The 12,057-nt window shown below is 71.5% G+C and carries 8 protein-coding genes; 2 read left to right on the plus strand and 6 right to left on the minus strand.

Features of this window, described 5'->3' with window-relative positions:
* Positions 1-2: 2 nt before the first annotated feature.
* On the minus strand, positions 3-1,505 hold the full coding sequence (locus ACZ7P3_RS36010; protein WP_472088200.1) for a metallophosphoesterase family protein: 1,503 nt from the start codon (positions 1,503-1,505) through the stop codon (positions 3-5).
* 547 nt (positions 1,506-2,052) lie between these two features.
* On the opposite strand from ACZ7P3_RS36010, the gene ACZ7P3_RS36015 reads away from it, so the two are divergent.
* Positions 2,053-4,446, plus strand: a complete 2,394-nt coding sequence (locus tag ACZ7P3_RS36015; RefSeq protein WP_472088202.1) for a M4 family metallopeptidase — start codon at positions 2,053-2,055, stop codon at positions 4,444-4,446.
* 47 nt (positions 4,447-4,493) lie between these two features.
* On the opposite strand, the gene ACZ7P3_RS36020 is transcribed toward ACZ7P3_RS36015, so the two are convergent.
* The 3 genes from ACZ7P3_RS36020 to ACZ7P3_RS36030 all read right to left on the minus strand — a co-directional run bounded on the left by ACZ7P3_RS36020 (position 4,494) and on the right by ACZ7P3_RS36030 (position 7,384).
* A complete protein-coding gene (locus ACZ7P3_RS36020; protein WP_472088204.1) occupies positions 4,494-5,693 on the minus strand; it encodes a glycoside hydrolase family 64 protein in 1,200 nt (399 codons plus the stop codon).
* 149 nt (positions 5,694-5,842) lie between these two features.
* Complete coding sequence (locus tag ACZ7P3_RS36025; RefSeq protein ID WP_472088206.1) at positions 5,843-6,598, minus strand: dienelactone hydrolase family protein; 756 nt, start codon at positions 6,596-6,598, stop codon at positions 5,843-5,845.
* Between the two features lie 165 nt (positions 6,599-6,763).
* Positions 6,764-7,384 (minus strand): L-threonylcarbamoyladenylate synthase, encoded by a 621-nt coding sequence (locus tag ACZ7P3_RS36030; RefSeq protein ID WP_472088208.1) that lies wholly within the window; start codon positions 7,382-7,384, stop codon positions 6,764-6,766.
* 207 nt (positions 7,385-7,591) lie between these two features.
* Here ACZ7P3_RS36030 and ACZ7P3_RS36035 point away from each other — a divergent pair, with 207 nt between their 5' ends.
* Positions 7,592-9,133, plus strand: coding sequence for a helix-turn-helix domain-containing protein (locus ACZ7P3_RS36035; RefSeq protein ID WP_472088210.1), 1,542 nt, complete (start codon positions 7,592-7,594; stop codon positions 9,131-9,133).
* A gap of 117 nt (positions 9,134-9,250) precedes the next feature.
* Here ACZ7P3_RS36035 and ACZ7P3_RS36040 read toward each other — a convergent pair whose 3' ends face one another.
* Entirely contained in the window at positions 9,251-10,483 is a 1,233-nt protein-coding gene (locus ACZ7P3_RS36040) for a cytochrome P450 family protein (RefSeq protein ID WP_472088212.1), read from the minus strand.
* A 114-nt stretch (positions 10,484-10,597) separates the two neighbouring features.
* Positions 10,598-11,848, minus strand: a complete 1,251-nt coding sequence (locus ACZ7P3_RS36045) for a serine hydrolase domain-containing protein (RefSeq protein WP_472088214.1) — start codon at positions 11,846-11,848, stop codon at positions 10,598-10,600.
* Positions 11,849-12,057: the final 209 nt, after the last annotated feature.

Below are 12,057 nucleotides of genomic sequence, written 5' to 3' on the forward strand. Positions count from 1 at the left end.
GATCACTTCAGCGGGATGGTGACCTCGTCCTCGACCGGCGGGTCGAGCTCCTGGGCGCGGTTGCCCGTCGCGGCGAAGCAGCGCAGCCGTACCGCCTCCGGGGTGACGTCCAGGCGCAGGAAGCACTTGAAGAACGGCGGGCTGTAGGTGGCGGAGCCGGGCGAGAACAGCTGGGTGTACAGCTTGCGCACGGGCAGCCGGAACCGGGAGGTGCGGTCCGGGCGGCCGCCGGAGCCCAGCAGGCTCGCGACCAGGCGGGTGCGCCGGGTGACCCGGGCGTCCGGGCCGGGCGTCCGGCCCGGCTCGATGCCGAGCCGTTCGGCGACGACGGCCGTCGCCTCGGACTCGGTGAGCGTGAAGAAGCGGCGCAGGCGCAGGCGGCGGCCGTACAGACGGCTGTAGAAGGCCAGCGAGTCGCCGCGCAGCGGATAGCAGCGGAAGTCCCGCTCGGTGACGTTCGCGACCGAGACCCGCGGGATGGTGTGCGTGGCGTGCATGAACGCCCCGCCGCCGCCCGCGACCACGTACTGCACGGTGCGGCCGTCCACGTCGACCGGGTAGCGCTGGTAGTTGTGGATGTCGCCGCCGATCGCGGCGACGTAGTGGTGCTCCGGGTCGCGGACGACGGCGTCGACGGTGCCGCCGCCCTCGATGGCGCACGGGTGGTGCTCGCCGTCCACGTACAACGGCGAGCCGGTGACCAGGATCTTCGGCTTCGGCCCGCGGGAGACCTCTCGCAGCCATGCGCCCTGTTCGGCGTCGATCGTGCCCAGCAGCCCGGTGTCGATGCCGACGATCCGCACCGGCCCGGCGTCGATCGCCCAGTACGGCCCCGGCTGCACGGCCTGTTGCTCCGGCGCCGACCGCATCTTCCGCGCGTCGGCCAGGTGTTGCCCGTCCGTCCGGCGCGGGCGGTGCCACAGCAGGGTGCGCCACCAGGCCCGGGTGAGCGGGCGGGGCGCGGGCTCGGGGGCGGGCGGCGGGGTGTCGGCGCAGAAGACACGCATGAACGCGCCCAGGCCCTCGTACCAGTCGTGGTTGCCCGGTATCGCGTAGATCGGGGCCGGGTAGTCCTGGTACGGCCGGAAGAACTTGGTGTCGTAGTCGTCCGCGCTGCCGACGGGATAGATGACGTCGCTCGCTATCACCGCGAACTCGGTGTCCTGACCGGCCTTCAGGAAGCCCGGCACCACGGCGTACTGGCAGTCGTCGCCCTCTCCGGTGTCGCCGATGACCATGAAGGAGAACCGGCCCGGTACGTCCCGGTGGATGACCTTGTCGGCGGGTGCCCCGGCCTCGGCCTGCCGGGCCGCCCAGCGGCTGCGGGTACGGCCCGTCGGATCGCCGAACCAGGACGCCAGCACCCCGTTGCGGGCGGCCCACAGGGTTCTCGGGTTCAGCCACGACAACTTCTCGACGTGGGCGGGCATCAGCTGCTGGTAGGCGCCGCGCTCGGCCGAGCCCCAGCCGGCGCCCTGCGCGGTATCGCGTGAGGAGTCAGACACGCCGTGCACGGTAACAACGAGCCGGCCCAGCCGGATTGGGCGGGGCCGGGCGCCGTGGCTCCGGCCCGCGTCGCACCGGCCGGGGCGGCCTTTTTGTCACTGGTGTTGCAGGGCGTGCCCATGCACTGCTCACAGACCTTCCAGCTCTTGCCCGCGGCCTCCAGGGTGTCGCCCGGGTTGCGCTGCAAGGAGTTGATTTCCGGCCAGTACGTGGCGCCCTTGGCGTAGGTGTCGTCGCCGGCGATGGCCAGTTCGGTTGGCGCGGAGTGGGTCAGGCGGATCCCGGCCTCACGGCATCCGCCGGCGCCCGGTGCGCCCGGCCTCCGATGCCGTTGTCCGGATCGCGCGACATAGGGAAAACCCTCGAATGCCCCCGATGTGGCTGACATGTGCGAGTCAAGACTGAAATCCTCCCCCAACACACAGATCCTCCACGGTGTGTTCACGGAGCACGGCCCCCGCACAGCTCAGCTCGTCCCGGACAGCACACCCGTCTGCCCGGACTGTCACCGGCCGCGACCCGGCGGCCGCAGCAGGAGGAGTACGAGTGAGACGTCATCCCCACAGACGGGCCACGGTCGGAGCCGCCCTGGTCTCCACCGCGGCCTTCCTCGCCGTCGGCATCCAGGCGTTCCCGGCGACCGCCAAGCCCGCGGGCCCCCACCCCAGCCCCCTCCACACCGGAGGCCTGGAGGCGAAACTCACCCCGGCCCAGCACTCCGCGCTCGTCGAGAACGCCAAGCAGCGGACCGCCGCGACCGCCCGCACCCTCGGCCTCGGCGCACAGGAGAAGCTGGTCGTCAAGGACGTCGTCAAGGACAACGACGGCACCCTGCACACCCGTTACGAGCGCACCTACGCCGGACTCCCGGTCCTCGGCGGCGACCTCGTGGTGCACACCCCGCCCGCCTCCCTGGCCGCGGGCACCGTGAGCACGACCTACAACAACAAGCACCGGATCCAGGTCGCCTCCACCAACGCGGCCTTCACCAAGTCCGCCGCCGAGACCAAGGCCCTCAGGGCCGCCAAGGCCCTCGACGCGAAGAAGGCCACCACCGACAGCGCCCGCAAGGTGATCTGGGCCGGCAGCGGCACCCCGAAGCTCGCCTGGGAGACCGTGATCGGCGGCTTCCAGGACGACGGCACGCCCAGCCAGCTGCACGTCATCACCGACGCCACCACCGGCAAGGAGCTGTACCGCTACCAGGCGGTCAAAATGGGCACCGGCAACACCCAGTACAGCGGCACCGTCAGCCTGGGCACCACGCAGTCCGGTTCGACGTACCAGCTGTACGACACCACGCGCGGCGGCCACAAGACCTACAGCCTCAACAAGGGCACCTCGGGCACCGGCACCCTGATGACCGACTCCGACGACGTCTGGGGCGACGGGACGGGCTCCAACACCCAGACCGCGGGTGCCGACGCCGCCTACGGCGCGCAGGAGACCTGGGACTTCTACAAGAACACCTTCGGCCGCAGCGGCATCAAGAACGACGGTGTCGCCGCCTACTCGCGCGTCCACTACAGCAGCGGGTACGTGAACGCCTTCTGGGACGACAGCTGCTTCTGCATGACGTACGGCGACGGTTCGGGCAACACCCACGCCCTGACCTCGCTGGACGTCGCCGGCCACGAGATGACCCACGGCGTCACCTCCAACACCGCCGGCCTGGAGTACAGCGACGAGTCCGGCGGCCTGAACGAGGCGACCTCCGACATCTTCGGCACCGCCGGCGTGGAGTTCTACGCCAACAACAGCTCGGACCCCGGTGACTACCTCATCGGCGAGAAGATCGACATCAACGGCGACGGCTCGCCGCTGCGCTACATGGACAAGCCGAGCAAGGACGGCGGATCCGCCGACAGCTGGTACAGCGGCGTCGGCGACCTCGACGTGCACTACTCCTCGGGCCCCGCGAACCACATGTTCTACCTGCTGGCCGAGGGCAGCGGCACCAAGGTCATCAACGGCGTCACCTACAACAGCCCGACCTCGGACGGGGTCGCGGTCACCGGCATAGGCCGGGCCGCCGCGCTGCAGATCTGGTACAAGGCGCTGACCACGTACATGACGTCCAGCACCGACTACGCCGCCGCCCGCACCGCCGCCCTCAACGCGGCCGCCGCGCTCTACGGCACCAACTCCACCCAGTACGCCGGAGTGGGCAACGCCTTCGCGGGCATCAACGTCGGCAGCCACATCACCCCGCCCAGCAGCGGAGTGACGGTCACCAGCCCGGGCAGCCAGACCGCCACCGTCGGCACGGCGGTCAGTCTCCAGATCCAGGCGAGCAGCACCAACAGCGGCGCGCTCAGCTACAGCGCCTCCGGTCTGCCGGCCGGCCTGTCGATCAACACCTCGACCGGCCTGATCTCCGGCACGCCCACCACCGCGGGCACCTCGAACACCACCGTCACGGTGACCGACTCCACCGGCGCCACCGGCACCGCGACCTTCGGCTGGACCGTCAACTCCACCGGAGGCTGCACCTCGACCCAGCTGCTGGCCAACCCCGGCTTCGAGTCGGGCGGCACGGGCTGGACGGCGACCAGCGGCGTCATCACCAACGACAGCGGTGAGGCGGCCCACGGCGGCTCCTACAAGGCCTGGCTCGACGGCTACGGCAGGACGCACACCGACACCCTGTCCCAGTCGGTGACGATCCCCGCGGCCTGCAAGGCGACCCTGACCTTCTACCTGCACATCGACACCGCGGAGACCACCACCGGCACTCAGTACGACAAGCTGACGGTGACCGCGGGTTCCAAGACCCTGGCGACGTACTCGAACCTCAACAAGGCCTCCGGCTACAGCCAGAAGTCCTTCGACCTGTCCTCGCTGGCGGGCTCGACGGTCACGCTGAAGTTCAACGGAGTCGAGGACTCCTCGCTCCAGACCAGCTTCGTCGTGGACGACACGGCCCTGACGACCGGCTGACGCACCCCCTGCGGTCCCGCACCCGAGGGGTGCGGGACCGTGGCATGTCAGCTCAGCGGATCCAGCGTGAGAGAGGCCTGCTGCGGATTGCCGTCCTGGACCAGCGACTCCTGGTTGCCGACGTCGTCGAAGGCGAACGCGTACGCCTTGCCGTCGGCCATCCGCGCATGGACGGCGCGCGCGTACTGGTTGGTGACCGGGTCCTGGTAGAAGTCCGCCGGCGAGGTGTCCGGCTGGTTCGCGTCGACCAGCAGCGTCGAGCGGTTGAAACCGGCGCACAGAGTGCGGGAGATCGGCCCGCGCACCTGGTCGTTCGGCGCGTCCAGCAGCTTGTGGCAGCCGAAGACGCTGTCCGCGTCCGGCTTCTGGAAGCTGGTGACGACCGCGCCCGAGGAGTCGGTGAAGTTCATGACGTTCCCCGAGACCCGGCCGAAGTACTTGGTGTCCGGGCGGTCCGCGAACGGCGTGACGGTCAGCGTCTTCGTCGCGTACTTCTGCCAGACCCGGTTGACGTAGTCGTCCAGCACGTTCGCCGCGAGCGCGCCGGTCTCCACGCCGTACAGCGGGGACAGGGCGCGCAGCACGGTGCCGTCGGAGCGGGCCTGGACCAGTCCGGCCCAGCCGCCCGGCTGTGCGCGCAGGGCGTCGAAGAAGCCGGTGTAGCCGCCCGGCCGCAGGTGCCCGGTGGTGCTCACGCTGCCGTCGGAGCGCTGCACACCGACCGCGTACGGCGCCGAGAACATGTCCACCTGGGTGCTGTTGAGCCACAGGCCGGAGTCGTTCAGCGTGTACTCCGACCAGTTGAACAGGATGTTCCGGTTGGGGTCGGACGGGTTCTGCACGGCCGGCTGCACCAGTCCGCCGGTGGTCAGCCGGAAGTCGAGCTTCTGGCCGTAGGAGAAGTAGATCCGGCCGGAGAACTTCGGGATCCGGATCGTCGTCGACCGACCGGCCGCCGGGCCGTCGATCGCCGCGTCCGGGGCGGGAGTGGGCGGGTTGCCGCCCGCCGGCCAGGCGTGGAAGACGCCGTTCGCATCGGCCCAGCCCTGCTGCCCCGTGGACAGCTGGGTGCCGAGGTCGTAGACGTACACGGGGTCGGCGCGGCCCGAGTTGTTGGTGATCTTCAGCGGGATGGTGTCCGGGACGGCGGCACCGGCGCGGTCCGGGGCGGCCAGTGTGAGGAGGCCGCCGACCAGGGCCGCCGCTGCCGCCAGGGGCAGCGCCGGGCGCGTGATGCTGGGGAGCACTCTCCACCTCCGTGTGGGGGTCGGGGTCGTACGAACCTTGGTCCGTACCTGGGTGAGAGCGCTCTCAGCGTTGCGGTCGGGCGCGGGCATGTCAATGAGTTGGACGGGATCCCGGCGGCGCCCGCCCGGCGGCGGGCGCCCGGCAGATCTCAGAAGGTGCGCTTGAGCAGGTCCAGCAGTGCGCTCCAGTGCCGCTCGTCCGCCTCGTGGCTGTACTCCGGGGTGTCCGCCTGGGTGTAGCCGTGGTGAGCACCCGGGTACACCTCGCCGGTGTGCCGTACGCCGGCGGCGGTGAGCGCGTCGTCCAGCCGCCGGATCTGCTCCTCGGGCATGGACCGGTCCTGGTCGGCGTGGCCGAAGTACAGTTCCGCGGTGATCTGCGGCGCGCCGAGATGCGGGCTGTCCGGGGCATCGGTGGCCAGCCGGCCGCCGTGGAAGCCGGCCGCGGCGGCCACCCGGTCGGGGTGGGTGGCCGCGGTGCGCAGCGCCAGGCGGGCGCCCATGCAGTAACCGGTCAGCGCGACCGGGCCGTCGGCGACCAGGGGACTGTCGGCGAGCCAGCCGAGATAGGCGTCCGCGTCCCGCTTCGTCCGGTCGGGGGTGAGCGAGGCCATGACCGGGCCGATCCGCTCCCAGAGGGTCGGGTCGGCCGAGGGGTCGATGAACTCCGGGATCTCCCCGATCGGGGTGCGGCCGTGCCGGTAGAAGACGTTCGGCACCAGGACCGTGTAACCGGCGCCCGCTAGCCGGTCGGCCATCGCCCTCAGCTGCGGGCGCAGGCCGTAGGCGTCCTGGTAGAGGAGGACACCCGGATGCGGGCTGCCGTCCGCGGGGTGGGTGAGGTAGGCGTCGGCGGTGCCGTCCGCGGTCGGGATCTCGACGGCTGTTCCCTGTACGGCGGTCATGGCGAGAAGCCTCCTGAGGAATCAGCGGCGGGAGGCGGTTACCCCTCGGTGCCGTGTGTACGTCTCATGCTGCCACGCAAGATCCACACTGGTGCCATCGGTGCCATCGGTGCCATCGGTGCCATCGGTGCCATCGGTGCCGTCGGCGCCACTGGTCTCCCGGCTTCACTCGAACCGAGTGGTGTCCCCGGCGCCGTACCGCACGATCTCCGCCTCGCCGCCCGAGAAGTCGACGACCGTGGTCGGTTCGGTGCCGCAGTCCCCGGAGTCGACCACCGCGTCCACCGCGAGGTCGAGCCGGTCCTTGATCTCCCAGCCCTGGGTCATCGGCTCCTCCTCGTCCGGCAGCAGCAGCGTGCTGGAGAGCAGCGGCTCGCCCAGCTCGGCCAGCAGCGCCTGGGTGACCACGTGGTCGGGGATGCGCACACCCACGGTCTTCTTCTTCGGGTGCTGCAGCACGCGCGGCACCTCGCGGGTGGCCGGGAGGATGAAGGTGTAGCTGCCGGGAGTCGACGCCTTGACAGCCCGGAACACGTCGTTGTCGACGCGGACGAACTGGCCGAGCTGCGCGAAGTCCCGGCACATCAGCGTGAAGTGGTGCCGGTCGTCCAGACGGCGGATGGAGCGGATCCGGTCCATGCCGTCCCGGCTGCCGATCTGGCAGCCCAGCGCGTAACAGGAGTCGGTCGGATATGCGATGAGTGCTCCGGAGCGCACGGCGTCGGCTACCTGGCCGATGCTGCGCGGCTGCGGGTTCTCGGGGTGCACGTCGAAGTACTTCGCCACCCGTCGAGCTTATGCCGTCCCCCGGGTAACGCACGCGCAGCCACGGCGCACGCGTCCGTGATGCCCGTGAGGTCATGCCACCGCCGGCCCGGCAGACCCCGGCCCGGCGCATCCAGGCGGGACAGCGCCATAGGTGAACAGGCTGCGCATCTGGGGTAACGTCCACTCGAAAGCCGAGGTCAGCACGGAGACTGGGAGAAGGGCGACGTGGCCGGCCGAGCAGAAGAGGGCCCCCACGCCCCGCAGCCGCACGACAACGACACCGCCTGGGCACAGCAATTGCTCGACCAGCTGCGCCCGGCAGGCCGCGACCCGCGCCGGGTCGCCGGCTGGCTCGGCAGGACCGTCGGGGCGGCGGTCTGCCTCCAGGACGCGGACGGCGCCCTCCTCGCCGGTGAGCGCGTGCAGCTCGACACCACCGTGCTGGCCGACCTGGTCACCGGCCGGATCTCCGCGGCCGCCCTGCAGGACGGCGAACGCCATCTCCGCATGGTCGCACTGCCGTACCCCGAACACGGCCAGGGGGCGGGCGCGGTGCTGGCCGTGGCCCGCCCGGAACCCTTCGACCGGCGCGCGGCCGAGATCGTGAACCGCACCGCGGGCGTTCTCGAACTGCTGCTGAGGGAACAGCGGCTGACGGCGTCCGGCCACCGGCTGCGGCGGGCCACCGCCGACCTGCGGCTGGCCATCCTGCAGCTGCTGATGGTGGAGGAGACCGTCTCCGCCCGCCGGGTGGCCGCGGGTCTGTGGCCGGGCCTGCTGGAGGAGGACACCGCCCGCGTGTACGTCGTCGAGGGATCCCCCGCGGAGCGGGACGCCCTCGCCGAGGCCTGCGCGGACGCCGTCGAAGGCCAGGCACTCGTCGTGCGCTGCCCCGCGATGGACGGGCACGTCATCGTCGTCAGTCCCGCACCGGTGGCACAGGAGCGGCTGCGCTCGCTGGTCGACGGCCGGCCGGGCATCTTCCTCGGCGGCAGCCTCCGCCAGCGCCTCGCCCGGACCGCCACCGCCTACGGGCAGGCCATCAGCGCCCTGGCCGTCGCCCGTTTCCGCCCGGACCAGACGGCCGTCTACGCCGAACGCACCCACCCCGAGCGGCTCATGGACCCGGACGCGCTGCGCGCCTGGTCCGCCGTCGTGCTGCGCCCCCTCGACACCCTGCCCCACCACATCCGCGCCGAACTGCTCGCCACCACCCGGCTGGGCCTGGACTTCACCGCCGTGAGCGCGGCCAAGGTGCTGGGCGTCAGCCGCAACACCGTCCGCGCCCGCATGGACCGCGTCGAGGCCCTGCTCGCCACCGACTTCTCCGGCCTCACCACCCGCGCCGCCGCCCGCCTCGCGCTCAACACCGAAGCGGTGGAAGGGCCGTACGACCCCGACGGCAGGGGCCCGCACCCGTCCGCCCGGGCCGGGCTCGGCGACCTGCTCGCCTCGACGGCACTGCGCGCCTGGGCCCACGACCTGCTCGGCCGCCTGGACGCGGACGGGCGCGACCTGCGCCGCACCCTGCGCGCCTGGATCGCGGCGGACGCGAACGCCGAACGCGCGGCCCGCGATCTCGGGGTCCACCCCCAGACCGTGCGCGACCACGTCCGGGCCGCCGAGCCGGTCCTGGAGCGCCAGCTGCTCGCCCTCGGCAGCGATCTGTACGAGGTCGTCCTCGCCCATCTGGTCACCGGTGCGCTCGCCGCACCCGCGCTCGGCGGGGCGAACCGGGGTCAACCGGACTCACCTGTGCACGGATGAGTCCTCGCCCGTACCGGAAGGGCACTGGCGCGGTACCCGTCGCCGTTCGACGCACGTAAGTTCGGCACTCCGCGGGGCGCGACCGGGACGGGGGTCCGGTCGAGCCCCGCATCCGTCTCAGGTGCCCAGCCGGACCGGCACCTCCTGCCAGCCGTGCGCGATGAACGACGGCACGTGCCGCAGCTCGTCGGCCGCCACGGCCAGGCTCAGCCGTGGGAAGCGGGCGAACAGCGCGGGCAGCGCCGTCAGCGCCTCCATACGGGCCAGCGGCGCGCCGACGCAGCGGTGCACGCCGACGCCGAACGCCAGATGCTCCTCGGCGCCGCGTGCCGCGTCGAAACCTCCCGCGTCCGGGCCGTACTGCGCCGGGTCCAGACCGGCGCACGCGTACGTCGTGATGATCGCGTCCCCGGCCGGGATCGTCACCTCCCCGGCCTTCAGGTCCGCCACCGCGAACCGGAGCGGCAGCGCGGCGATCGACGGGTGCACCCGCAGCGTCTCCTCGACCACCGCCTCCCAGCCGAGCCGCCCGCGGCGCACTGCGGCCAACTGCGCGGGGTGCGTCAGCAGCGCGACGACCGCGTTGCCGATGAGATTGACGGTCGTCTCGAACCCGGCGCCGACCACCAGCAGCAGGGTGTGCAGCAGCTCCTCGTCGGAGAGCCGGTCGCCGTCCGTGTCCCGGACCCGGATCAGCTCCGTGGTGAGATCGTCACCGGGATTCTTCCGCCGGTACGCGATCAGCGCGCCGAGGACCGTACCGATCCGCTCGTGCACGGACGCCGCGCGCTGCGGACTCGGGTCGGAGGTGTCCATGATGTCGGCGATCAGCCGCGCGGCGTCCGGGCGCAACTCGTCCGGCGCGCCGAGCAGTTCGCATATCACGCGCATCGGCAGCGGATGGGCGAGCCCGGCCCGCAGGTCGACCGTACGGCCGCCGGCCCCCTCGGTCTCCAGCGCGTCCAGCAGTTCGGCGGTGACGGCCGCCACCCGCGGGCGCAGCGCCTCGGTGCGCCGGTGCGTGAAGCCCGGCGCCACCAGCCTGCGCAGTCTGGTGTGGTCGGAGCCGTAGGTGGACAGCATGTTGACCACGCCCACCCAGGTGGCGATCCAGCTCCAGGTGGGCCGCTCGGCCAGCTGCGGCCAGAGCCGCCAGTGCCGGCGCGCGTCCTTGCTCACCAGCGGATCGAGGATCAGTTCCCTGAGGACGTCGTATCCGGTCGGCGCCCAGGCGGGGACGCCGCCGGGCAGCTCCACGGGGACGACCGGGCCGAGAGCGCGCAGCCGGGCGCTCTCCGCCACGATGTCGGCGCCGAACGGGTCGAGCGGGATGCGGTCGGTGTCGGACACGACGCTCTCCAGGCTGGTCGGCTCTCGCGTGCGGTCACCGTCCAGTACACACCGTCATCGGCCGTGAGCGAACAGTGCGTGCGTGTCCGGTGGGGATACGGCCGGATCGGGACCTCACCTGGCGGCGGGCTGGGCCGGCAGGTTGAAGACGTGACCGGGCGAGATGATCTTCGTGATCGCCTCGCCGAACAGGGTGCTCGGTTCCTGGCCGTTGTGGTCGATGTCGGTGTTCAGGAGCACCACGAGGGTCGCCTGCGCCTCCGGGAGGTAGACGGTCAGGGACTCGTAACCCGGCAGCGAGCCGTTGTGGCCGATCCAGCCCTGCACATTGAAGATGCCCAGCCCGTACCCCGCGCCCGGGATCGGTGTCGCCGGTGTGACGAGCCGCTGCTTCTGCAGGGCGGGGCTGATCATCCACCGGCCGTCCGGCAGCCGGCCGGTGGCCAGCGTGCGTGCCCACACCCGCAGGTCGTCCTGCTTCGAGATCATCGCTCCGGCCGCCCACCCCCAGGACGGGTTCCAGTCGGCCGTGTCCGCGATCCTGCCGTCGGCCGTCTGGTTGGTGTAGCCCTGCGCGTGCGGGGTGGGGAACTCCGCGCCCACCGGGAACAGCGTGTCCTTCATTCCGGCGGGGTCGAGGATGTTCTGGCGGATGTAGGAGCCGAGCGGCTGCCCGCTCTCCTTCTCGACCACCAGACCCAGCAGGATGAGATTGGTGTTGGAGTAGAAGAACTTCTGCCCCGGCGGGAACAGCACCGGATGCCGGAACGCGTAGTCGAGCAACTGCCTGGGTGTGAAGCTGCGCTGGGGGTCGGACGTGAGCGCCTTGAAGAAGTCGTCGTCCTCGGAGTAGTTGAACAGCCCGCTGCGCATCCCCGCCAGCTGCCGCAGCGTGATCGTGTCGCCGTTGGGCACACCGTCGACGTACTTGCCGATCGGATCGTCCAGACCGACCTTGCCCTGGTCCACCAGCTGCAGCAGCGCCGTCACGGTGAACGTCTTGGTCTCACTGCCGATCCGCATGTACAGGTTCGGCGTCATGGCCTGGCCGCTGTTCTTGTCGGCGACACCGAACGAGGCGACGTAACTGCCCTGGTGCGGTGTCCAGATGCCGAGCGTCACACCGGGCACCTTCGCCTCGTGCATCACCTTCTGCACCGCGGCGTCGAGTCGGCGGGCCACGTCGGGGGTGAGGGTACGGACGTCCGTTCCCGAGGGGGAGGGGCCGGGCGGGTCGGCGGCGAACGAGGCGGGCGCGGACGCCGGCGCCGCCCCTGCGGGAGCACCGGTGAGCGGCACGATCAGCGTGCCCGCCGCGACGGCGACCACGGCCACCCCGCGCAGGCGTGCGAACGTGTGCGACATGGGCTGACTCCAAGCACGTGAGAGCCGAACGTGCGGTGGGCGAGACGTCGGAGCCCTGTCTGTCCAGGATAGGAGCGCGCAGGGTACGGCGCCTGTCGGCCGGGGGTGCCCGGACGGCCGGGGGCGCCCGGCGCCGCCGTGCTACGGGATGCTTGTCCGACGGGCGGAAGGCCTCGTTCGAGGGGTGGGCTCACCCGACCCGGTGAGCG

It is taken from the genome of Streptomyces sp. NPDC107581, from assembly GCF_055657175.1.